General features: G+C 43.4%; 20 protein-coding genes. 15 read left to right on the top strand and 5 right to left on the bottom strand.

The features are described 5' to 3' along the window. Positions 1–120 precede the first annotated feature (120 nt). Positions 121–1,098: a CYTH domain-containing protein gene (locus tag IEY48_RS07120; protein ID WP_188918702.1), complete on the bottom strand. Its 978-nt coding sequence runs from the start codon at positions 1,096–1,098 to the stop codon at positions 121–123. Between the two features lie 238 nt (positions 1,099–1,336). On the opposite strand from IEY48_RS07120, the gene IEY48_RS07115 reads away from it, so the two are divergent. The 4 genes from IEY48_RS07115 to putA all read left to right on the top strand — a co-directional run bounded on the left by IEY48_RS07115 (position 1,337) and on the right by putA (position 7,597). Continuing rightward, positions 1,337–2,017 carry a TIGR00153 family protein gene (locus IEY48_RS07115; RefSeq protein ID WP_188918700.1) on the top strand — a complete coding sequence of 227 codons (681 nt, stop codon included), beginning with the start codon at positions 1,337–1,339 and terminating at the stop codon, positions 2,015–2,017. A gap of 24 nt (positions 2,018–2,041) precedes the next feature. Beyond that, positions 2,042–3,310 carry an inorganic phosphate transporter gene (locus tag IEY48_RS07110; RefSeq protein ID WP_188918698.1) on the top strand — a complete coding sequence of 423 codons (1,269 nt, stop codon included), beginning with the start codon at positions 2,042–2,044 and terminating at the stop codon, positions 3,308–3,310. Positions 3,311–3,451: 141 nt separating this feature from the next. After that, the gene (locus IEY48_RS07105) at positions 3,452–4,033 is read left to right on the top strand and encodes a TIGR04211 family SH3 domain-containing protein (RefSeq protein ID WP_188918696.1); all 582 of its coding nucleotides are present in this window, start codon (positions 3,452–3,454) and stop codon (positions 4,031–4,033) included. Between the two features lie 369 nt (positions 4,034–4,402). Continuing rightward, entirely contained in the window at positions 4,403–7,597 is a 3,195-nt protein-coding gene (putA, locus tag IEY48_RS07100) for a bifunctional proline dehydrogenase/L-glutamate gamma-semialdehyde dehydrogenase PutA (RefSeq protein ID WP_188918694.1), read from the top strand. 55 nt (positions 7,598–7,652) lie between these two features. Here the strand turns inward: putA and IEY48_RS07095 are convergent, their stop codons facing one another. After that, on the bottom strand, positions 7,653–7,937 hold the full coding sequence (locus tag IEY48_RS07095; RefSeq protein ID WP_188918692.1) for a hypothetical protein: 285 nt from the start codon (positions 7,935–7,937) through the stop codon (positions 7,653–7,655). Positions 7,938–8,281: 344 nt separating this feature from the next. On the opposite strand from IEY48_RS07095, the gene IEY48_RS07090 reads away from it, so the two are divergent. The 3 genes from IEY48_RS07090 (at position 8,282) to IEY48_RS07080 (ending at position 11,189) form a co-directional block, all read left to right on the top strand. After that, positions 8,282–9,625 carry a Na+/H+ antiporter NhaC family protein gene (locus IEY48_RS07090; protein WP_283106212.1) on the top strand — a complete coding sequence of 448 codons (1,344 nt, stop codon included), beginning with the start codon at positions 8,282–8,284 and terminating at the stop codon, positions 9,623–9,625. 189 nt (positions 9,626–9,814) lie between these two features. After that, complete coding sequence (locus IEY48_RS07085) at positions 9,815–10,459, top strand: DUF998 domain-containing protein (protein ID WP_188918690.1); 645 nt, start codon at positions 9,815–9,817, stop codon at positions 10,457–10,459. 28 nt (positions 10,460–10,487) lie between these two features. Continuing rightward, positions 10,488–11,189, top strand: a complete 702-nt coding sequence (locus tag IEY48_RS07080) for a 23S rRNA pseudouridine(2604) synthase RluF (protein ID WP_188918688.1) — start codon at positions 10,488–10,490, stop codon at positions 11,187–11,189. 22 nt (positions 11,190–11,211) lie between these two features. On the opposite strand, the gene IEY48_RS07075 is transcribed toward IEY48_RS07080, so the two are convergent. Continuing rightward, complete coding sequence (locus tag IEY48_RS07075) at positions 11,212–13,368, bottom strand: S46 family peptidase (protein WP_188918687.1); 2,157 nt, start codon at positions 13,366–13,368, stop codon at positions 11,212–11,214. A 131-nt stretch (positions 13,369–13,499) separates the two neighbouring features. Continuing rightward, a complete protein-coding gene (locus tag IEY48_RS07070; RefSeq protein WP_188918685.1) occupies positions 13,500–14,702 on the bottom strand; it encodes an aromatic amino acid transport family protein in 1,203 nt (400 codons plus the stop codon). A gap of 467 nt (positions 14,703–15,169) precedes the next feature. On the opposite strand from IEY48_RS07070, the gene IEY48_RS07065 reads away from it, so the two are divergent. The 3 genes from IEY48_RS07065 (at position 15,170) to IEY48_RS07055 (ending at position 17,927) form a co-directional block, all read left to right on the top strand. Beyond that, positions 15,170–15,739, top strand: coding sequence for a TMEM165/GDT1 family protein (locus IEY48_RS07065; RefSeq protein ID WP_188918683.1), 570 nt, complete (start codon positions 15,170–15,172; stop codon positions 15,737–15,739). Positions 15,740–15,995: 256 nt separating this feature from the next. Further along, positions 15,996–17,408, top strand: a complete 1,413-nt coding sequence (gene mdtD / locus IEY48_RS07060; protein WP_229786352.1) for a multidrug transporter subunit MdtD — start codon at positions 15,996–15,998, stop codon at positions 17,406–17,408. 138 nt (positions 17,409–17,546) lie between these two features. Then, positions 17,547–17,927 carry a SpoIIAA family protein gene (locus IEY48_RS07055; protein ID WP_188918681.1) on the top strand — a complete coding sequence of 127 codons (381 nt, stop codon included), beginning with the start codon at positions 17,547–17,549 and terminating at the stop codon, positions 17,925–17,927. A gap of 64 nt (positions 17,928–17,991) precedes the next feature. Here the strand turns inward: IEY48_RS07055 and IEY48_RS07050 are convergent, their stop codons facing one another. Continuing rightward, positions 17,992–18,183, bottom strand: coding sequence for a cytoplasmic protein (locus IEY48_RS07050; protein ID WP_188918679.1), 192 nt, complete (start codon positions 18,181–18,183; stop codon positions 17,992–17,994). A 164-nt stretch (positions 18,184–18,347) separates the two neighbouring features. Here IEY48_RS07050 and ohrR point away from each other — a divergent pair, with 164 nt between their 5' ends. The 5 genes from ohrR to prfB all read left to right on the top strand — a co-directional run bounded on the left by ohrR (position 18,348) and on the right by prfB (position 24,287). After that, entirely contained in the window at positions 18,348–18,839 is a 492-nt protein-coding gene (ohrR, locus tag IEY48_RS07045) for a transcriptional regulator OhrR (RefSeq protein ID WP_188918677.1), read from the top strand. Then, positions 18,808–19,962: a 23S rRNA (uracil(747)-C(5))-methyltransferase RlmC gene (gene rlmC / locus IEY48_RS07040; protein WP_229786354.1), complete on the top strand. Its 1,155-nt coding sequence runs from the start codon at positions 18,808–18,810 to the stop codon at positions 19,960–19,962. Before ohrR ends, rlmC begins: the two co-directional genes overlap by 32 nt. Positions 19,963–20,039: 77 nt before the next feature. Then, a complete protein-coding gene (gene chrA / locus IEY48_RS07035; RefSeq protein ID WP_188918672.1) occupies positions 20,040–21,191 on the top strand; it encodes a chromate efflux transporter in 1,152 nt (383 codons plus the stop codon). A 117-nt stretch (positions 21,192–21,308) separates the two neighbouring features. Further along, positions 21,309–22,973: a methyl-accepting chemotaxis protein gene (locus IEY48_RS07030; RefSeq protein WP_188918670.1), complete on the top strand. Its 1,665-nt coding sequence runs from the start codon at positions 21,309–21,311 to the stop codon at positions 22,971–22,973. Between the two features lie 215 nt (positions 22,974–23,188). Continuing rightward, positions 23,189–24,287 (top strand): peptide chain release factor 2 gene (gene prfB, locus IEY48_RS07025; RefSeq protein WP_188918668.1). Its coding sequence is split into 2 segments (ribosomal slippage): positions 23,189–23,263 and positions 23,265–24,287, totalling 1,098 coding nucleotides; the frame shifts between segments, so codons are not numbered across the junction. Position 24,288: the final 1 nt, after the last annotated feature.

The raw sequence follows: 24,288 nt of genomic DNA, 5'->3' as shown, positions 1-24,288 counted from the left end.
TCTTTACCCCGAGTTCAGATTAAGTAAATGAATTCGGCTAGAGGTAATCCAATAAAAACAGCAAGGCTCGCCTTGCTGTTTTTTGTCTCTCAAAACTAACCAGTAAAGAACAGCCAGCCTTTAACTCATTAGCATAGCGACTAGCGCTAATTGTAATTGTCCATATTGAGGTTGACGCCATAACGCTGCTAATGAGGAGCTTGATGTTGCTGTCGCCGCCGTTTTTACCGCGGCTAAAACCGGATTAACAAGTGCATCAAGTTGGCGGTTTTTGGAATTAAGTTGTGTTAACGAATTTTCAATTAACTCTAGACACTCAATGAGTTGTGCCCATAGTGGTGTTTGTTGCACAAGCGAAGCCACGCTCAAGCGCTGCTCAACCAATTGCCAACGTTCTAAAGCATTGGCAAGCGTTTGGGTTAATGCCTTCTGGCTTTGATTCGCATCTACCGCTGGCAAGCTGTCAAGAGGTGATGTTGCAACCCTAGGTGATTTTCCGGCTAATTGATAACCGCGCTGTGCTTTACTGGCTTTACCTAACCGAACAGGAACTGAATTAGCTACCGCGATAGCTAAAGGAAGTATCGATGAGGCTTGGCCTGAGAGTAATTCTAATTCAAGTTCGCAAATCGGTTCGCTGAGATCACCGGCAATAATCTCACCCAGATCTAAGGCGACTTCGACGACAGAGCCTTGATGTTCAATGTGCCACGTTTGACGCTGAAAATTGGTTTCAAAAATACATTCAAGAGATTCTGTGAGCGCATTAACATTTTGCCCATCTGGCCAAATTTTAGACGGGAAAAGTGACAACTCCGGCATTTTTTGATTAATTCTGACATTATATTCTGGACGTGTATGGATGCCACCAATGACACTACCTGCTGTTTTTATGGTCTGTTCGAGTTGCTCATCAAAACCTCTTACCCGTAACCCCATATCCCAACGGCGAAGTTGTAAATCCGTTGTATCAAAATATCCATTGGTCAGTTTCTTTTGTCCTTGAGGGGACGAGTGAGGGAGTTCATTCAATATTTTTTTCAATAAATCATGATCTTGTTGTTGAATGAAGAGTTTCAACTCTATTTCTGCGTCCATTTACTTTTCGCCCTAGTTGTAATCAAATGTTCATTAATGCGTCACATTTAGTTCATAATGTAATATTGCTGTCATAAAAATATCTTAGGATAGCCTCGCTCGCATCATATATACTGAGCAACGATAACTGAGAAGCTGTGTGATATAAAATTAAAAAACACAGTTTCATTATGCGGACGCTTGGGTTAACATGCGCCCGCTTTTTCCAAACTGGAATTAATTAAATAGGTAAACGGCAATGCCAGTAAACTCTATTTTAGGTGTGTTTGCAAAATCACCTCTTAAGCCTTTAGAACAGCATATCGACAAAGTACATGAGTGTGCATCACTTCTTGTTCCTTTCTTTGACGCAACCATTTCAGGTGACTGGGATGAAGCGATAAAGATCCGCAAACAAATTAGTTTGCTGGAAAAAGACGCTGATTCACTCAAGCGTGAAATTCGCCTAACGTTACCTGGTGGATTATTTATGCCCGTTGAGCGCACTGACTTACTTGAGTTATTAACTCAGCAAGACAAAATCGCCAACAAGGCAAAAGATATCTCTGGTCGTATTATTGGCCGTCAATTAGTCCTTCCTCAGCCTGTGCAAGCTGCTTTCGGTGCCTATCTAAAACGTTGTTTAGATGCCGTGTCTTTAGCTAAGCAAGCTATTAACGAGCTCGACGATTTACTCGAAACCGGTTTCCGTGGTCGCGAAGTTGAGTTGGTTGCCAAAATGATCAATGAACTCGATATCATCGAAGAAGATTCTGATGATCTACAAATTCAAGTGCGTCGCCAATTGTACGCATTAGAAGATGGATTGAATCCTATTGATGTGATGTTCATGTATAAAATTATCGAATGGGTCGGAGGTTTAGCAGATCTTGCTGAGCGTGTGGGTTCCCGCCTAGAGCTAATGCTAGCTCGTAATTAATCACAAGGTTATCAAGGAAACAACATGGTTGATGTATTAGTCACCAACGGCCCAATGCTTATTATGATTGCGGCGGCATTTGGTTTTTTGATGGCATGGGGTATTGGCGCAAATGACGTAGCCAATGCCATGGGAACCTCTGTAGGTTCTAATGCCATTACTATTAAACAAGCCATCATTATTGCAATGATTTTCGAATTCTCTGGCGCATTTTTAGCCGGCGGAGAAGTGACCAGCACTATTCGAAAAGGGATTATCGACGCGAGCTATTTTATCGAAGCACCTGAATTACTGGTATACGGTATGATTGCATCGCTATTAGCTGCAGGTATTTGGTTAGTGGTCGCATCAGCATTAGGCTGGCCAGTATCAACTACGCACTCCATTATTGGTGCGATTGTTGGTTTTGCTGCTGTTGGTGTCAATATCGACTCTGTGTCATGGGGCGCAGTAGGCGGTATTGTTGGCTCATGGGTGGTAACACCTGCGATTTCAGGCTTTATTGCCTTTATCATATTCCAAAGCGTACAAAAGCTGATTTTTGATACTGAAGATCCGTTAGCCAATGCTAAACGTTATGTGCCTTTTTATATGGCCTTGGCGGGTTTTGTAATGTCATTAGTGACAATTACTAAAGGCTTAAAGCATGTTGGTTTGCACTTTTCGACCACTGAAGCATATCTGTTAGCCATTGCTGTTGCAGTTGCTGTAGGTATTGTGGGTAAACTGGCGATTGGTCGTTTAAAAATGAGCGACAAAGCAGACGTTAAAACTCAATTTGGTAACGTTGAGAAAGTATTTGCCGTATTAATGGTTGTCACTGCTTGTTGTATGGCATTTGCCCATGGTTCAAACGATGTTGCCAATGCGATTGGCCCGTTAGCTGCTGTGGTATCTATTGTCGAAAGCGGTGGCGTTATCGGTGCTAAAGCCGTGTTATCTTGGTGGATTTTACCATTAGGCGCAACGGGTATTGTATTAGGTTTGGCCATTTTTGGTCAGCGTGTAATGCAAACCATCGGTAAAAATATCACTCACTTAACACCTAGTCGTGGTTTTGCTGCTGAACTTGCAGCGGCATCTACAGTGGTATTAGCTTCTGGTACTGGTTTACCTATTTCGACCACTCAAACCTTAGTGGGTGCAGTTTTAGGTGTGGGAATGGCCCGTGGTATTGCGGCGATTAACATTGGTGTAGTACGTAATATTGTGGTGTCTTGGGTGGTTACCTTACCTGCTGGCGCGGCATTATCGATAGTGTTCTTTTACATTATCCAAGGTATCTTTAGTTAATTTAGCTATCGAGCTGCACACATTCGTAAAAATATGAATGGTTAAATGCATTTAAGAAGGAAGTCATATGACTTCCTTCTTGCATTCAGGGCATTTAATAAATAGCATGACAACAAGTTTACAACGTTTGGATAATTACCCGTGTTAAGACTGCTTTCAATCTTTATTTTAGTGCTTGCATCCAGTGTCGCATTTACTGCGCATGCCGAATCTGATTATATCTCTGATGATGTATTCACTTATATCCATGGCGGGCCAGGCACTGAGTTCCGTATTCTTGGTAGTGTCGAAGCTGGGCAGCCAATCACTTTATTGGATAATACCCAAGGTGACTATACTCAAATCATCGACCATAAAGGTCGTGAAGGTTGGGTGTTAAGCAGTTTAGTGACCGACAAACCCAGTTTCCGTGTACGTTTTCCTGAGATGGAAGCGCAACTGCGAGAAACCAATGAGCAGCTTAATAAAGTGTCTCTCAGCACCGACAACAATGAAGAATACTTAAAGCTGGCCAATGATAAAATTGCCGAGCTGACAACGGCGTTAGCACAAGCCACAACGGAACGTGATGAAGCGCAATCTAAAATTTCTCAAGTGGTTGATGATCAACGTTATGAGTTGTGGCAACAAGGTGGATTGATTGGTGGCTTAGGCGCGTTAATCGGTATTATTTTAGTCTATTTACCTCGCCCACAGCGTCGAAAGAAAAATCGTTGGATGTAAGTTAATCGCGATTCTCTGCTAAACTACAGCTAATAAAAGGTCAACGATTTAAACGTTGGCCTTTTTTTATGGTTTTTTATGATGAATTTTGCTCATGGATTAGCATTTTGGAAGCTGGTTATTAACTTGTTTTTAATTAAGGGTTTATGGTTGTTTTTGGGTGTAAAAAACTGATTTCATCAAAGTTTTTTTGTGGGTTTTAGTCTGATTAATTAAACATTCAATCACAACTATTCAACTAATGTGTGCAAGTTCACATTTTGAATGTATAATCGCCGAAAATCGGATTGTACATTGTATACAAAATAAAATATTCGTGAATACAGTGTCCCTAAAATCACCACCATAACCATCCTTAACCTGACCTAGATGGAAGCGAATACTATGTTCAAAGCGAGTGAAGTACTGGGCGGTCGTTATGACAATGCCACTCTAGAGGAACTGTTTCTGGCAGTGACGAACAACTACATTGTCGATGAAGAACAATACCTGTCTGAATTGATTAAGCTTGTGCCATCGTCTGAACAAGACATTGAGCAAGTCACTCGTCGTGCCCATGAACTTGTGAGCAAAGTACGCCAGTTTGAGAAAAAAGGCCTAATGGTGGGTATTGATGCCTTTTTGCAGCAATACAGCTTAGAAACGCAGGAAGGCATTATCTTAATGTGTTTGGCAGAAGCCTTATTGCGCATTCCAGATGCGGAAACGGCCGACGCATTAATTGAAGATAAATTGTCAGGTGCTAAGTGGGATGAACATTTAAACAAGAGTGGATCTGTGTTAGTTAACGCGTCTACTTGGGGCTTAATGTTAACCGGTCGTATCGTTAAATTAGACCGTAACTTGGATGGCACGCCAAGCAACCTATTAAAGCGTCTTGTTAATCGCGTGGGCGAGCCGATGATCCGCCAAGCCATGCTTGCAGCAATGAAAATCATGGGCAAGCAATTTGTATTAGGCCGAGATGTCAAAGAAGGGCTTAAAAACAGCGAAGCAAAACGTAAGTTAGGCTATACCCACAGCTATGACATGCTCGGCGAAGCGGCATTAACCACATTAGATGCGCAAAAATATTTTATGGATTATAGCAATGCGATCCGTGAATTAGGCGCGCTGCAATACGATGAGTCAGACTCGCCAAGACCGACCATTTCAATCAAGCTTTCGGCTTTACATCCTCGTTATGAAGTGGCTAACGAAGACCGCGTATTAACCGAATTGTACGACACTGTTATTAAGCTCATCGTCCAAGCGCGTGAACTTAACATTGGTATCTCTATCGATGCTGAAGAAGTTGATCGCCTTGAGTTATCGCTCACTCTATTTAAAAAGTTGTATCAGTCTGAAGCCGCTAAAGGTTGGGGTTTATTAGGCATAGTGGTACAGGCTTATTCAAAGCGCTGTTTACCAACGCTATGCTGGCTAACGCGTCTGGCGAAAGATCAAGGTGATGAGATTCCACTGCGTTTAGTGAAAGGTGCATATTGGGACAGTGAGCTTAAATGGGCGCAGCAAGCGGGTGAAGCAGGCTACCCACTCTTTACCCGTAAAGCCGGTACCGATGTGTCGTATTTAGCCTGTGCACGTTATTTATTGTCTGACGCCACCCGTGGCGCGATTTACCCCCAGTTTGCCACCCATAATGCCCAAACGGTAGCCAGTATTGATTTAATGGCAGGCGATCGTTTGTACGAGTTTCAACGCTTACACGGTATGGGCCAAGAGCTTTACGACACTATGTTGGCTGAAAGCGGCGCTAAAGCGGTCCGTATTTACGCGCCAATTGGTGCCCATAAAGACTTACTGCCTTACCTGGTGCGTCGTTTACTTGAAAACGGCGCTAACACCTCGTTTGTACATAAATTAGTTGACCCAAATACCCCAATCGACAGCTTAGTAGTACACCCTTTAGTAACGCTATTAGGTTACAAGACCTTAGCTAATCATAAAATTGTGCAACCCGCGGATATTTTCGGTGCAGAACGTAAAAACTCTAAAGGATTAAACATGAACATTATTTCTGAGTCAGAGCCATTTTTTGCTGCAATAGATACCTTTAGCAACACGCAATGGACTGCAGGCCCATTAGTTAATGGCAAAATCTTACCGGGTGAAGTGCAAACCGTTGTTAGCCCATTTAATACTGAATTAACTGTGGGCACAGTGGCGTTTGCAGATGCTAACGCCATTGAGCAAGCTATTGCGGGTGCTGATGCCGCATTTACTGGTTGGACACGTACTCCAGTTGAAACTCGCGCTAACGCATTGCAAAAATTAGCTGACTTATTAGAAGAAAATCGCGAAGAATTGATTGCGTTATGTACCCGCGAAGCCGGTAAGAGCATTCAAGACGGTATTGATGAAGTACGCGAAGCCGTCGATTTTTGTCGTTACTATGCCGTGCAAGCTAAGAAGATGATGGCTAAGCCTGAATTGCTCCCTGGCCCAACAGGTGAGTTAAACGAACTGTTTTTACAAGGCCGTGGCATTTTTGTCTGTATTAGCCCATGGAACTTCCCATTAGCGATTTTCTTAGGTCAGGTATCAGCAGCGCTTGCTGCAGGTAACACGGTTATTGCTAAACCTGCAGAGCAAACTTGTTTAGTCGGTTTCCGTGCTGTGCAATTAGCTCATCAGGCGGGTATTCCAACTGACGTATTACAGTTCTTACCTGGCACAGGTGCTGTGGTGGGGTCGGCGATTACAGCAGATGAACGTATTGGCGGTGTATGTTTTACTGGTTCTACAGGCACGGCTAAATTAATCAACCGTACTTTGGCAAATCGCGACGGTGCTATTATTCCATTAATTGCTGAAACCGGCGGCCAGAATGCCATGGTGGTTGACTCAACCTCACAGCCAGAGCAGGTGGTAAATGATGTGGTAGCTTCATCATTTACCAGTGCAGGTCAACGTTGTTCAGCATTGCGAGTGTTGTTTTTACAAGAAGATATAGCAGAGCGCGTTATTGAAGTGATGAAAGGCGCAATGGAGCAATTAACCATTGGCGACCCAAGTTCAGTGAAAACGGATGTTGGCCCTGTGATTGATGCGAGTGCAAAAGCGAACTTAAATGCGCATATTGATCACATCAGCCAGGTAGGTAAATTGATCAATAAACTTGAGTTACCAGCAGGGACTGAACATGGCCACTTTGTCGCGCCAACAGCAGTTGAAATTGACTCAATAAAATTACTTGAAAAAGAGCATTTTGGGCCAATTTTGCATGTGATTCGTTACAAAGCTGCTGATTTAGCTAAAGTGATTGATGAAATCAACAGTACAGGCTTTGGCTTAACCTTAGGGATCCACAGCCGTAATGAAGGCCATGCGCTGTCTTTAGCAGATAAGGTCAATGTGGGTAACGTGTACATTAACCGTAACCAAATTGGCGCTGTGGTTGGCGTGCAACCCTTTGGTGGTCAAGGATTATCAGGTACTGGACCTAAAGCCGGCGGCCCACACTACTTAACCCGTTTTGTGACCGAAAAGACCCGCACTAATAACATTACCGCAATTGGCGGTAATGCAACGTTGTTGTCGTTAGGCGATGCTGACGAGTAAGTCATAACGTCATTATGCTGATTAGCCCACGCTTAAGTGGGCTTTTTTATGCCAGCTAATGCTGAGTTGGAACATTATTTCGTTTTAAACCACGGTTAACGTTAGTGCACATTTTGGCAAAACGGCTTATGTCACCGAGTGAAGGGCTAACCCCTTGAGCCATGGCTGCTTCCCAATAATTGATTTCTGCGTCGACTAAATCCAATAGTTTTTTAGGGCAACCGATACACGTATTGTTTGGCCCGCAGCGAAAGATATCAGGCTGGTCAAGTGGGAAGTTGACTTTTACTTGAGAGATGAGTTGTTTCATCGCTGTCATTCTGTCTGGCTTACGTAACATAGCTTCACCTTATTTTTATCGATGAACTCTTGTCAGGTTAGCAAATCGGCATTAGGTTAGTGTTAACTTAAATCAAGTTTGAGTGAGATTAATGAGAGAATTTGATTAAATTTTGTAAAAGTTTGTCATCTTAATTATAAATGTCACCCTAGAGGCAAAGAAGTCTAGACGTCTAGATTGACATGACTAATAAGTTCTCTTATTCTTGGCGCAACTTGTTAAGATGTGACTGCAATATTTAGTTTGTGCCCCTGAGCCACTAGATAATACCGATGACCGAGATTGTGTCGTACTCGCTTTTCTCATCCGACAACCCCAAATCGTTAAGATAAAGAGAGATTACTTTGAGCACACCAATTCAATCACCCACGAGCGTCGCAAAAAGTCCTGCTTCGTTTGTGGCGTTATTACCGTTATTTGTATTTTTAGGTTTATTTATTGGCGCTGGCTTATATTTTCAAAGCCAAGGTGTTGATTATGCGTTTTATCAATTATCGAGCGTCATCGCCATTTTGCCGGCCATTGTATTGGCCATATTGTTATCTAAGCAACACATCAACCAAGCAATTGAAACGTTTATTGAAGGCATTGGCCACAGCAATATCATTGCCATGTGTTTAATCTATTTGCTAGCGGGGGCTTTTGCTGCAGTCGCTAAAGCAACGGGGGGCGTCGATGCTACCGTCGCTTTAGGCTTATCGTTTATCCCGTCTAATTTATTATTGCCAGGCTTTTTTGTGATTGCCGCATTTATTGCCACGTCAATGGGGACCTCAATGGGCACCATTGCTGCGGTTGCACCAGTCGCGTTAGGTGTTGCAGATCAGGCTCAAATTGATTACGCATTAATGGCGGGCGCGGTAATGTCGGGCGCATTATTTGGTGATAACTTATCGATTATTTCAGATACCACTATTGCGGCAACTCGTACGCAAGGTTGTGAAATGAAAGACAAGTTTCGTGAAAACCTAGTGTTTTCTATTCCTGCTTCAATCATCACCTTAGTGCTATTTGCTTTGTCTGGCCAAGGTCAGGCTGATATTGCAGCGCAAGATATCGATATCTTAAAAGTGGTCCCTTATTTAACGATTTTAGTGCTTGCTGTTGCGGGGCTTAACGTATTTGTGGTGTTGTCTTTAGGCATTGTGCTTGCCGGTGCTACAGGGGTATTTACCTCCGAATATACCGTGATCCAAATGGGTAATGATATTTACACTGGTTTTACTAACATGCAGGAAATTTTTATTCTGTCGATGTTAGTGGGTGGTTTAGCCGCGTTAATGCAGCAACAAGGTGGATTGACCTTTGTAAGCCGTATTATTGAAAAACTGATTGGTCGTTTTTCAAAAGCCAATGGTGAAGCATCAAGCCGCGCAGCTGAATTAGGTATGGCGACTATAGTTGCCGCAACCAATACTTGTGTTGCAAACAATACGGTATCGATTGTGGTTACTGGTGATATTGCTAAAGAGTTAGCCCAAAAACACGGTGTTAGCCCTAAGCGTGCCGCCAGCATTTTGGATATTTTTGCTTGTATTATCCAGGGGTTAATTCCACACGGCGCGCAAGCATTACTGATTGCATCGGTATTTACCATTAGCCCATTAACAGCAATATCAAACGCGTGGTATTGCATGGTGTTAGCCGTTACTGCAGTGGCTATTGTGATTTTGCGTAAGCGAACTTAATAAGCCAACAAGCCCCATTTTATGATTGATACAAACATGCCCAACCCTAAACGGTTGGGCATGTTGTTATTTGCTTTAAATTTAGTCGTTAACAGGTTAATATTTGCCTCCTTTTTTTGGCATAAGCATGATCAATATCAAGTGATATCTAGAATTCGAAATTACGATTTGCACCTAGTGATCGTGTTGATGTCTTTAGCCACCGCAGTGATTTGCTCATTTGGTGTTGGCAGTGCATTGCTGGCTGAAGCCGGCGGGATCAGCGTTGATATGCTGATGATCCGTCCTGACACTTTGGGCGATTACATGAACTCACCGCTGGCGGTCGTGTTTAATTTGTCGTTGTTGGCTGGTGGCTCTTGCTTGTTGCTATCGATGGTCGCAGTATTTCATACCTATCAAGACGGACTCAGCCGATACCTGGCGATGATGGGCGGCATTGTCGGTGCGAGCATTATTTTGATGGGCGTGTTTCCGATTAACTTTTTAGATATTCACCGTAAAGTGTCTACCTTGTATTTATTCAGTTCAATTGTACTGCATTGTGTCTGTGTTTTAGATTACTTTAAACCCGGCAGTACTATGAATAAGCGCATGCTGGCGTTCACTATTATGGCGTTGATAAGTGGTGGTTTGTTATTGCAATTGTTAAATTGGAATTTACTCGACTTTCCTGAATGTTCAACTTACATGCCGCAGTATTGTGGTGTGTCTTTAGCGATGTGGTCGTTAACACAAGCCAATATTTTATGGTGCGTTTGTTTGAGTTTTCACATGATGAAAGCCATTAAAACTCAACAAAAAGTGGTTTATAAGTGGCTCGAAAACTATTAGTTTTTTAATTTAAGGGTAGCTCTAGACCATGCCTTTGGTTCGCATTAGTCATTATTTGGCCTTATGTGGTGTTGCGTCACGCCGCCAGGCTTCACGGTTAATTGAGCGTGGATACGTCACCATAAACCAGCAACGGGCGAACCATAGCGATAGGGTCGATAGCTCAACGTCACTTAATATCTGTGTTGATGGCCAACCTGTTTTACCTCCACAAGAAAAGCAATATTGGCTGTACCATAAGCCCGTCGGTATTGATTGCCGTTTATTGATTAACGACCCCAACAGTTTACTTCATTTACTTCCTACAAGCCCAAGGTTGTATCCCGCAGGGCGTTTAGATAAAGACTCGCGTGGTTTATTACTGTTAACCAATGATGGCGAGCTCACTCAAACCTTAATGCATCCAGAGTTTCATCACAGCAAAACCTATGTCGTCCAGGTCGATAAACCGCTCACGGATGAGTTTTTAAATGATATGGCACAAGGGGTGAGTTATGCCAAGGTGCAAACAAGGCCATGCACCATAGCATTAGTTAACTCAACAACCTTTGAAATTGTGCTCACTCAAGGGCTAAATCGTCAAATAAGGCGCATGTGTCAGGCGTTGGGTTTTAAGGTGATTGATTTACAGAGAACAAAACTCATGGAGGTGTGTTTAGATGATCTGCCAGAAAAAACAATGCGGCCAGTATCGGCCGCAGAGTTATTGAGCTTACAGCAACTCAGTTAAGGTTACTGAGTTAAAGCAGGGGTTATTTAGCGATATCCATTTCAGCTAATAGGTTGTCAGCATTGTCTAAATACTTCATCACCCATAGCATGTAGCGGCTATCAACTTGAATTGAACGATTGCTTTGAGCATCGTAGCCCCAATCGCCAATAATGCTTTCGTATACACCATCAAACAACAAACCAACGAGTTCAGCACGACCATTTAATGTTGGCGAACCTGAGTTACCGCCGGTGGTGTCAAGGGTCGATAAAAAGTTAACCGGCACTGAATCAATCGCTTTAACGTAGTAATCGCCGTATTGCTTTTGCTTAATCAGCTCAAGCTGCTTAGCCGGTGCATCAAATGGATCTGCCCCAGTGTCTTTAGCTAATAAGCCTTCTAAGCGAGTAAAGGGTACCGCCTGTAATCCATCTTGTGGCGAGTAACCTTTGACGTTGCCCACAGTCACTCGTAAGCTTGAATTTGCATCAGCGTAAACTGGCTTACCTAGCTCACGGTTATAAGCAATGATGGCATCCATGTATTGTGGACGCACTTTCATTAAGTCACCGCTTAACTGCTTTTCGGCTTTTTCGAGTGCCATGTCTGCATCATAGGTTTGTACAGCAAATTGAATAAAGGGATCGTTAGACGCTTTAAAGTCGGCAACTGATTTATTCATCCAGGCTAAACGCGTGTCTTTATCGTCAAGCTTGGTTTTGGCGTACATTTTGTCGAGTGTTTTCGCTAAGGCTTTAGCGTCAAACTTATCGGTAATACCAAATGCTTTATCTAATGATGCAATGCGCTGTTCTGCAGGTAATGCAGCATAGCGAGTCAGTAAATCTGCTAATAACGCTTTATCAACACTGGCAGCATAGCGGCGATCAATTCGCTCCATGCTTGAGGTAAAGTTAGTCATGTCGCGGTCTTGATAACCAGGCTCGCGTGCCATATCGGCTAAGTTTTTCTCGTTTGCTAAGCGGTATAATTTACGTGCAGTGGTGACCATGGTGGTGTAACCAATATAACCCAGTAAAATGTCACGCTCTTGGTTTTGTTGGCTTTTAGCAACCAGTTTTTCTAGGTTCGCTAGGGTGTCACCATAGTGTTGTTGGCGTTTGTTATCTTTGCTAATCCAGTTTGCAAGGTCGCTTTCCACTTTTTGACGATCGGCTAACATGGTTGATTTACCATAAAACTCAATCATCGAAGTGAAGTTTTTAGCATAGTTAGCTAAGCCAGCAATTAAACTTTCGTACTTGATACGCTCGTCGCTGCCTTCAGGTGCGGTGTCTTTAATGATATCAATCATTGTCTCTTGCAGTTCTTTTGCATGAGGATATGACCAATTAAACTGATTGTTCACTTCATCTGCGGTGCGATAACGGTTAGTGCGACCAGGGTAGCCTGCCACCATCACAAAATCGCCATCACTCACGCCTTTGGCTGATACTTTTAAAAAGCTTTTTGGCTCATAAGGAACGTTGTCTTTACTAAAGTCGGCTGGCTTACCATCTTTTGATACATAAGCACGGTAAAACGAGAAATCACCGGTATGGCGTGGCCACATCCAGTTGTCGATATCGCCGCCGTATTTACCCACGCTGGCTGCTGGGTTATAGGCTAAACGCACATCGCGAATTTCAAGTTGTTTTACTAGGTAGTATTCTAAGCCGCCGTGAAAGCTATACACCTGGCAGCGGTAGCCATCTTCTTTTTCACACTCAGCGACTAAAGCTTTTTCTTGTAGCTCAATGCCTTTGTAAAAGTCATTGCCGACTTTATCCATTTGGCCTGCAGTCACTTTGTCTGTCACGTTGGTGACGTCTTCGGTAACAAAAATACGCGAGCCAGGTGTGGCTGGTAATTCTTCTGCATATGTTTTGGCTAAAAAGCCGTCTTTAAGCAGGTTTTTTTCTGGTGTGGAGTTGTACTGAATCGATCCATAAGCACAGTGATGGTTGGTAACCACCAAACCTTTAGGAGAGACAAATGATGCTGTACAACCGCCTAGACTGATCACGGCATTCATTGGGAACTCTGTTAATTTTGAAATAGAGTCTGCGCTTATCTCTAACCCTTTTGCTTTTAGCTCGTCAGCCATTGCAGGCAATTGATGTGGTTGCCACATCCCTTCATCAGCCGAAGCTCCAAAACTGGCGGCGATGGCGACGGTTAATAACCATTTTTTCATTTTGATTAGTCCATTTAGGTTTTATTAGTTGCCCATAAACAAAAAAGTCAGGCTAGGCCTGACTTTAACAAAAGTTGTCACTTCATGGTAGCGCCTGAAAAACTCGCTTACAAATCATTAACAGACCAGAATTAGCCCAGTGCGACCATCAGTTGTGCAAACACAATAAGGGCTCCTGATAATCCGGCAATGGCTAGCGCGAATTTACCACCAGAGACTTGGTAACCCCCTAAAAGTTGGGCGCGCTGTTTTAATGCCATGGCTATCGGTAAAAAGATGATCATTACCACGAGTGGAATGGCAGCAAACCCCAACACTTTAAAAAAACCATCAGGATAATAAAGCGCACACAGCAGAGGCGGTACAAAAGTGATTAACCAGGTTTTAGCCCGTCCGGCAACATCATCTTTGGCACGGGTTAATTCTGCGACGTAATCAAAGAGGCTCATGGTGACCCCTAAAAATGAGGTGATTAATGCAAGGTTAGCGAAGATATCGATGGCCTGGCTAATAATGCTAGATTGGGCAAGGCCTTGTAATGCCGCCACCAATTTAGGCAATGAACCACCAAAGCTATGTACGGCTTCACCGCCTAATGAACCTAGAGTCACTAGTAACCATAAAATGTAACAAACCAAAGGGATGGTTGAGCCAATCAGAAGCACTTTTCTTAATGTCACAGCATCACCATCAAGGTAGCGCACAATGGTTGCAATACACACGTGAAAACCAAATGAGGTAAATACGACTGGAATAGCCGCTAACCAAAGTTGTTGCAGGGCATTTCCCGAGGCAACCGTTGTTGAATAATTATTTAATGCTGTCATTAAGCTAACATCGGGTAATAAAAAGCTGACGACCACAACTAATAACAGCACCATGGCACTAAACAAAATACGCGATATTTTATCAATCCATTTAACGCCGATAGCAATCAAACCACCAAAAAATACGGTAAATAAAATCACCGCGACTTGATTGCTCATGTCAATGCCTATTGGTTGCAGGCGGGTTTCAAGCAACGATGAACCGCCCATCAAATAGACCATGGTTAAGGCAAATAATAAGCTCAAAAAGGAGCCGCCTTGAATCATTTGCCCGACTTTACCTAATGTTTTGCCGGTGATGGCATGGACGTTATCGCCCACACCGCTGCGCAGGTTAATTTCTAGCATAAGAAGTGAGGTGTAGGCTGAAATAGCCCAAATGACCACTAATAAGATTAATGCGGGGGTCATACCTAATGCGGCAGTGGCTAAAGGTAAGGCGAGCATACCGCCGCCAATCGCGGTTCCCGCGACAATCGAAATAGAACCTAAGGTTTTCAAATTCACAGCCAATGTCCTGTTTAATTATTATTTTATTTGTGTCGGACATTAGCAGAAGGGTAACAGGGCAGGCAAGGATCTTCGATAGTTAAAGGCTATCAGCGCTGTTTATAAACAATTACGCAACATTAAACCAAACTGGTTTACACGCTATTTTTGCAATAGCGTAGCATTACAGCAGTGCTAGTTGGTTAGCTATGTGTTTTAAGCCAAACTTCCAATGTAAAAACAGATGATTGAATAAAATGCCTAAGCCGTTATAATGCGCCTAGTTTTAGGGGAGTAGCTAACTTTGTATTGCTAAACGTAGCATGCGAGGTGTCTGTATCAACATATTTGGCCTCATGCCATGGTGCAGACAGTAACACACTGTTAATCGGTGATGTTTACCCAGCGAGACCTAAGCACAATCACTGCATCAAGGGGTATGCGGCGGCTTGTGCTTAGTTGTCATTTACCCCTGGGATTTCATATTGGACGCATTACTCACTTCAACCTTTTCTGTTGCAATTGCCGAAATCGGCGATAAAACACAATTACTCGCATTGTTACTCGCTATCCGTTTTAGCAATAAATCCGCCATTATTAGTGCTATTTTACTGGCCACCTTAATTAATCATTTTATTGCTGCGTATTTGGGGCAATGGGCGATAGGCTGGCTCGATCCTCAATGGTCACGTTATATTGTGGCTGTTAGCTTTTTTGCCATTGCATTGTGGGTGTTAATTCCAGATAAAATCGACGATGATGATCATCGCTTTTATAAACTCGGGGCTTTTGGCGCGACGTTTATTTTGTTCTTTATTGCTGAAATAGGCGATAAAACGCAAATCGCCACTGTGGTGCTCGCGGCAAAGTATCAATCGCTGATCTGGGTGGTTATTGGCACTACGTTAGGCATGCTCATTGCCAATGTACCTGTGGTATTAGCGGGGCATTTTAGTGCGAATAAGTTACCTATGGCACTTATTCACCGAGGTTGTGCGCTGATTTTTGCACTGCTTGGGGTCGCCACGCTCATGTGTAATACCATTACGCATTAATAAGTGACCACTCAGAATGCGTCCAGCGGTTTTTGATTAAGGCGTCGCTATGTAGTAATGGTTGTTCCCTTTCAAATAGCGAGAACGCAGAGCAAAAGCCGCTGGGGCATTCCTTGCAGGCGAGTTTTAAAAGGGCTTACACTGCGTTGCATGACTTCGAAAGAGAATAACTATTCATTCAGTCATTCGCCTTGTTTAAGCCCTTTTAAATTCTCGCTGAGAGATCACTTACGAACGCGGAATGGTATAAAGAGGGATGATGATCAAAAGCCAAATTCTTGATAACAAGACAGCCCGAGGATTACCTTGGGTGGTGGCGATTGCGTTTTTTATGCAGTCGTTGGATGGCACTATTCTCAATACCGCCTTGCCCGCAATGGCCCGTGACTTAAATGAAGACCCGCTGCGCATGCAAGGGGTTATTATTGCCTACATGCTTACGGTGGCATTGTTGATCCCTGCATCAGGCTGGATAGCCGATCGCTTTGGCACCAAAAAGATCTTTTTTAGTGCGATTGTATTGTTTAGTTTCGGCTCCTTGCTGTGTGCATTATCTAACTCACTTGATATGTTAATAGGTGCGCGGGTAGTTCAAGGACTCGGCGGCGCATTAATGTTGCCGGTAGGGCGCTTGGTGGTGCTACGAGCTTACCCGCGATCTGAGCTTGTGCGGATTATGGGCTTTATTACCATTCCAGGTTTACTCGGCCCATTGATTGGCCCAACTATGGGCGGCTGGATGGTGCAATACTTAACCTGGCATTGGATATTTTTAATTAACCTGCCAGTTGGACTCGTAGGATGTTATGCCGCCTTTAAGTTTATCCCCGACTTACGTGGTAAACAAAAATCGCGTTTTGACAGCCTAGGTTTTGTGTTATTTGGCGCGGCGATGCTGCTCATCACCATTGCCATGGAAGGGTTAGGTGAGCTGCATTTACCTCATTTACGGGTAATGTTGCTGCTATTTGCTGGCATGGCATGTTTGATTGCTTATTGGCTGCAAGCAGGGCGTGTCGCCAATCCATTATTTTCACCTTCTTTATTCAACACCAGAACATTTGCGATAGGGTTATTTGGCAATCTCTTTGCAAGGCTGGGTAGCGGTGCATTGCCTTTTTTAGTGCCGTTATTATTGCAAGTGGCTTTGGGTTACTCACCGTCTCAAGCTGGGATGAGCATGTTACCTTTGGCCGCTGCAGCCATTTTGGCTAAGTCGTTAGCTCGACCAATTATAGACCGCTTAGGTTATCGATTGGTGCTCACCGCAAACACACTCGCATTGGGCATTATGTTGGCAAGTATTGGCCTAGTGAGCGAGCAAACACCATATTGGTTGCTGCTGGCTTTATTGGCCATTTTAGGTGCGATTAACTCACTGCAATTCACTGCGATGAATGCGGTAACACTGATTGATTTAGATGATGAAAATGCCAGTAGTGGCAATAGCTTATTATCAGTAGTAGGGCAGTTATCGTTAAGCTTGGGGGTTGCATGTGCTGGCGCGTTGCTCGGCGGCTTTAGTGCCGATGTTGGTAGCGCTACACAAGCGACTGTGTTGAGTGCGTTTCAGCTGACTTTTTTAAGCGTTGGTGTGATGACCATATTCGCTGCAGCGATCTTTTCTCTGTTATCAGAACATGATGGCCGGGTGATGGTTCAAGACTAAAATGCACTTACCATTAGCTCAGCTCAACCCTGATGATTAATTAAGCATTTTTTGTGCAGTTATGCACACTCTTTACCTTTAAAGGGGTTAAAATATAAACATAAGTCTCGGTTTTTTTATATCACTAAGGAGTGGGGTATGAGTATTAAAAAACATGGTTTGTCGATTGGCATAAACCGTATCGAGAATGTTTTCTTTGTGACACTTAAAGCCGTGGGTACCCTAACCCATGAGGATTATCTGGTGATTACGCCAATGCTTGAAGGCGCGCTTAGCCAAGTCGAACAACCCAAAATCAGTTTGTTATTGGATGCTACTGAACTTGAGGGCTGGGATTTACGTGCCGCCTGGGATGATTTAAAGCTGGGATTAAAGCATCAGTCTGAATTTGAACGCGTCGCCATATGGGGCAATAAAGGCTGGCATGAATGGGCTGCAAAAATGGGCAGTTGGTTTATTTCTGGAGAAATGAAGTATTTTGAAGAACAAAACGATGCGCTGAAATGGTTACGCTATTAACCTCTAAGTTGCCTTAAAAACAAAAACCTAGCATTAATCGCTAGGTTTTTTATGCATCATGTTTCTATGCCGTAGTATTAATATTGTGGCCGCTATTGCCAACGGGTTGTGGTGCTGGCGCTGCGGCTTCAATAAGCTGTAGTGCCATTTGGCCTTCAACTTCTTGTTGATCTTTTGCCATCACAGCCACTTTCAAGCTGTTTCCTGAATCAATCGTCGTTGGCATCGAAGATGGTGCATTCACACTGATAGTCATGTTTTCCCCTCAGATTCATATGATGTTTAGTTATCGGCTTTTGTCGTAACAACTTGAGTAAAATATCATAACCAATATAGATTGCGCACAATCAACATGTGTTACAATAAAACCATTGATTAAATGATGTGTTACGACTTTTATTTATTAATTGAGTATAGCTTATGACGACTAAAACCCCCATGGTAAGCGGATCTAAAACTGCCCAAAATCCATTAGCGCTTGAAAACCAAGTGTGTTTCTCATTATATAGTGCGACTAATGCCATGATCCGCGCCTATAGACCTTTGCTCGAAGAGTTATCACTCACTTATCCGCAATATTTAGTGATGATGGTGCTTTGGCAAGAGCCAGGTATCAGCGTGAAAACTTTAGGTGAAAAGCTCCATCTTGATTCTGGTACGTTAACACCATTACTTAAACGCCTTGAGGCCAAAGAGTTAGTCAGCCGTGGGCGCAGTGAATTAGATGAGCGCGTACGAGTATTGCACGTGACAGAGCAAGGTCGCCAGCTGCATCAACAAGCATTGACTGTACCAGAGCAAATGTTTTGCAAAGTGGGTGGTTCAGTAGAAGAACTAACCCAGTTGAAAATACTGTGCGATCAGGCATATGCCATGCTGAATTCTGGCGAGGCGACAAGTTGTGAAGTGTGACTATTTTCAACGTGGTGATTGTTTATCATGTCGTAATATTGAGCAACCAATGGCGCAGCAAATTGCCAATAAACAACAGCAACTTGTTGAGTTATTTGCCAAGTTAAATGTCGATAAATGGTTACCACCGGTATTGAGTGCCGAGTCTGGTTTTCGCAATAAAGCCAAAATGGTGGTGTTAGGCGCGGCGCATCAACCTATTTTAGGTTTGGTTAACCCACAAGGTGAGGCGGTTAGCTTATGTGATTGCAGCTTGTATCCACATGATATGCAAATTCTGCTGCATCGATTAGAGCGTTTTGTGCAGCAAGCTGGTTTACCACCCTATCGTGTCGATAAAGCCAAAGGCGAATTGAAATACATCTTACTGACTCGTAGCCAAAAGCACGGCCAGTTTATGTTGCGTTTTGTGCTGCGCAGTGAACAAGTCATTGCTCGGATCGAACGCGAATTGCCCCAGCTATTGCAGGAGTTTCCTGCTATAGCGTTAGTGTCTGTCAATATACAGCCTGTACACATGGCGATATTGGAAGGCGAGCAAGAAATCTTTTTAACAGAGGTAACTCGTTTAGAAGAACAATTTAATCATGTGCCGCTGTTTATTCGCCCTAAAAGCTTTTTTCAGACCAATCCAGAGGTGGCTGCCAAATTATATCAAACCGCTCGCGAGTGGGTGGCAGCGTTTAACCCTAGCTACATTTGGGATTTATTTTGCGGCGTAGGGGGCTTTGGTCTGCATTGTGCCGATAAACACATACGCCTAACGGGTATTGAGATTGAAGCGGAAGCGATTGAATGCGCTAAACTATCAGCTGAAAAGCTAGGGCTAACCAATGTCGATTTTAGTGCGCTGGACTCAACAACATTTGCCCTAGGTCAAGCCGATCAAGACAAGCCGGATTTGATTATTGTTAATCCACCACGTCGAGGATTAGGTGAGGCATTGTGTCAATCGTTGAGTTTATTTGCGCCCAAAGCTATTGTGTATTCGAGCTGTAATCCTCACACGTTAGTGAGCGATTTGGCGAGTATTGAAGGCTATCAAATCACCAAAGTGCAATTATTTGATATGTTTGCGCATACTGACCATTTTGAAGTATTAGTGATGCTAGAAAGACGCTAAGTTAGCAGTGGCGCGGTCATGAAATTGTCATTTAAATGTCATAAAATTGCTTATCAGTACAATAAGGGTTCAGGACTATGTGGCAAATCTTCAGTCGTTTTTTAGCATTAGGCTTAATCAGTTTTGGCGGCCCTGCAGCGCATATTGGTTATTTTAGAAAAGCATTTGTTGATGATTTGCAATGGCTAGATGGTAAGCAATACGCCAGCTTTGTTGCCTTAAGCCAATTTATGCCAGGTCCGGGCTCAAGCCAAGTCGGCTTTGCCATTGGTTACCATAAAGGTGGTTTACTGGGCGGGCTCGCAGCGTTTTTAGGTTTTACCTTACCGTCATTTCTCTTGTTGTTTTTGTTTGCGGTAACCAGCGCGCAATGGTTAGAGAACAGTTCAGTGCAGGGCATTATTCATGGTTTAAAATTGTTGGCTGTTGTGGTGGTTGCTGATGCCACGTTATCAATGTTTAATCAGTTTTGTCAGCGTAAAACCGCTAAGGTGCTAATGGCCGTAACCGCGGTTGTTATCGTAGTTATGCCGTCGATGTTAACTCAAATAGCCGTGCTTATTTTCGCCGCCATTGCTGGAGTGGTCTTGCTGACACGCGGTGAAAACATGACCCCAGAAACTCCTCCTATCTCCCTTGATTATCGCTGGCTGGCCATATTTATTTTTGGCTTAGTGGGGTCACTGTATTTAATCGGCCATGATGATAGCTTAGGGCAAATTTTTGCCCAGTTTTATCAAGTCGGTAGCTTGGTTTTTGGTGGTGGTCATGTGGTGCTGCCATTACTTGAAGCAAGCGTTGGCGACTACATTACTCCCGACCGCTTTTTAACCGGTTATGCACTTGCGCAAGCTATCCCAGGGCCAATGTTCACCTTAGCAACATTCTTAGGGGCAGATTTATGGTTAGAGTCTCCCATACAGGGTGCCATTGTGGCGACCTTAGCCATTTTTTTACCGGGATTTTTACTGATGCTGGTGGGGTTAAAAAGTTGGCACACGATTAGCCAGCACCCTCACATTGCCGGTGCGTTAGCCGGAGTCAATGCTGCCGTTGTGGGGTTATTACTTGCAGCGCTTTATCAACCCGTATTTACCAGTGCCGTGATTATGCCGCTCGATATGGCAATGGTGATTGTAGGCTTTAGTGTGTTGAAAATTTTTAAACCCAGTATTGTGTGGCTGGTGTTAGGATTTGCCGTTATCGGAGCTGTACTCACTTTGCTGTAGTGGTTATTCATTTCTTGTCATTTTGGGATGTATGTCACTTTATTTGCTGAGAATGTTTGGTTGCAAATCATAAACATCTATACTTAATTTACAATTACATTACGAGTTGATTCAACTATGCTGAAATCATCCTTACGCAATAAACTGTTGGGGTTGTCGCTCATCCCTTTATCGCTAATTTTAGCGGTATTACTGAGTCTGTTTTATGTTAATGAAGGTACCTCGTTAAAAAATGATATTGCTCAATTTCGCGGCGAATTAATAGCGGAAAGAAAGAATCAACTTGCTGAAGCAACCGAAATTGCCCAAGGCGTAGTTGAACATCAACTTTCGCTCGGAAGCGACGGTAATGTTAACCAGGCCTTACGCGATTTACGCTTTGGTAGTGCTGGTTATTTCTATATTTATGACACTGCTGGAGTCAACATTTTCCATGCGACCATCCCTGATTTAGAAGGGCAAAACAAAATTGATATGGCTGACCCTAGCGGCACTAAAATTATTGTCGGGTTATTAAATGCTGCTAAATCTGGCGACGGTATTTTTTCATATTATTATCAAAAGCCCGGCTCAGATAAGTTAATCGAAAAACTAGGCTATGCCATTATGGTGCCTAATACCAACTGGATGTTAGGTACTGGGGCCTATATTGATGATATCGAGCAATCTATTGCCAAGTTTCACGATGAAAAAGCGGAGCGTATGAACACTAAAGCGTTGATGTTTTTAATGATGGCGCTTGGCTTAACCGGCATTACCGCATTTGTAGTGATCATTATGGCGCACAAGTTAGTTGTGCCTATCCAAAATATGGCTAATTCACTTAATGATATTGCCAAAGGTGAAGGTGACTTAACCAAACGTTTAGATGTGGCTAGCGAAGATGAAATTGGCCAGCTAGGCAGTGCGTTTAATTTATTTGTTGATAAGCTGCAAACCATTATCGGCGATGTGGCCGGTGCGACTGAAAAAGTCAAACACGGTGCTCAGAGTATCAGTGGCCAAACCGCGTCAATGACCGAACAGCTTTATAGCCACAATAATGAAATTGACCAAATTGTTACCGCCATTACTGAGATGTCAGCCACCGCAAATGATGTGGCACACAATACTAGTATGGTTGCCGATGCAACGCATACCGCCTCAGGTGATGTTACTAAAGCGCAAGAGTGTGTTGATACTTCACTAACGGAAGTGTCTAACTTAATGAAACAAATTGATAATGCCGCTGAGGATGTTAAATCGTTAAGTGAGCAATCACAAAAAATCAATTCTGTGTTAAGTGTGATTGGCGGCATCGCTGAACAAACTAACTTATTGGCGTTAAACGCAGCCATTGAAGCGGCTCGTGCAGGTGAGCAAGGACGTGGATTTGCGGTCGTAGCTGATGAAGTGAGAAATCTCGCCAGCCGTACCCAAAGCAGCACGGTAGAAATTAACGATATGCTATCGCAACTGCATAAATTAGTGACTAAAGCCGTGCAAACCATGCAAGAAAGCCAAACAAGCTGTTTGAGCTCGGTTGAGTCGTCACGCGCTATCTCTGAAAGCCTAGGTGCTGTCACCACTTCAGTCACTAGCATTAATGATATGAGTACCCAGATTGCGACTGCAGCAACAGAGCAAAGCTCAGTAACTGAAGAAATTAACCGCAACGTTAACTCAGTGCAAGAAATCGTTAACTCGTTATTAGCCGCCAGCCAAGATGCGTCGGGTGCTTGTAAAGATGTCGCTAGCGAAGGGCAAACCCTCGCTAAGTTGGTGGGCCAGTTCAAAATTTAGTGTACTAATTAACGCGGTTTACGCTTTATAGAAATGAACTCCTGGTGGGTTCATTTTTTTATGCCAAAAAGCATATTGACCGAGTGTTCGCACTGCTGAAATTTATTCGCCATTAGTTTGTTAATAATCGGCCTTTCGGTCTAGGTTTAGCGCGTGTCATGGGGTAAAATGCGCCGTTGCACCTTTTGTTAACTGCTAATTTAAGTTGAATATTCATGTTTGAAGTTAATCCGGTAAAATTCAAAATCAAAGAGCTTGCTGAACGTACTGAGCTACTTCGGGGGTATCTTTGACTACGCTGCTAAAAGTGAGCGTTTAGAAGAAGTCAGTCGAGAACTTGAAAGTTCTGAAGTGTGGAACGTACCTGAACGTGCTCAAGCACTAGGTAAAGAACGTGCAGCACTAGAAGCGGTTGTTAAAACCATTGATGATATGGACGCAGGTCTTGAAGACATCGAAGGGTTGCTTGAATTAGCCATCGAAGAAGATGACGAAGAAACCTTTAACGACGCTTCAGAGGAACTAAAAACCTTAGACTCACGATTGGCTGACTTAGAATTTCGCCGGATGTTTTCGGGTAAAAATGACGCCTCAAATTGTTATTTAGATATTCAATCTGGTTCGGGCGGCACGGAAGCGCAAGATTGGGCCAACATGATATTGCGCATGTATTTGCGTTGGGGCGAAGCCCACGGCTATAGCCCTGAATTAATGGAAGTCACCGACGGTGACGTTGCGGGTATTAAAGGCGCAACCATTAAGTTTACCGGCGAATATGCTTTTGGTTGGATGCGCACAGAAACCGGCGTGCATCGTTTAGTGCGTAAGTCACCGTTTGACTCATCAGGCAAGCGTCATACGTCTTTTTGCTCGGTATTTGTTTACCCAGAAATCGAAGATGACATTGAAATCGAGATTAATCCATCTGATTTACGTATTGATACTTACCGTGCCTCTGGTGCGGGTGGTCAGCACGTTAACAAAACGGATTCAGCGATACGTATTACTCACTTGCCAACCAATACGGTTGTGCAATGTCAAAACGATCGTTCGCAACATAAAAACCGTGACTCAGCCTTTAAGCAATTAAAAGCTAAGCTATACGAGTTAGAAATGCATAAGCAAAATGCTGACAAACAAGCGGCAGAAGACGCTAAGTCTGACATCGGTTGGGGCAGTCAAATCCGTTCATACGTTTTAGACGATGCGCGAATTAAAGATTTACGTACAGGGGTTGAGAATCGCAATACTCAATCTGTGTTGGATGGTGATTTAGATAAGTTTATTGAAGCCAGCCTAAAATCAGGACTTTAAA

This window comes from Shewanella saliphila (genome assembly GCF_014648295.1).
In the GTDB taxonomy this organism is placed as follows: Bacteria; Pseudomonadota; Gammaproteobacteria; order Enterobacterales; family Shewanellaceae; genus Shewanella; species Shewanella saliphila.
Note: the sequence above shows the minus strand (reverse complement) of the source record. Positions and strands in the feature narration are given on the sequence as shown.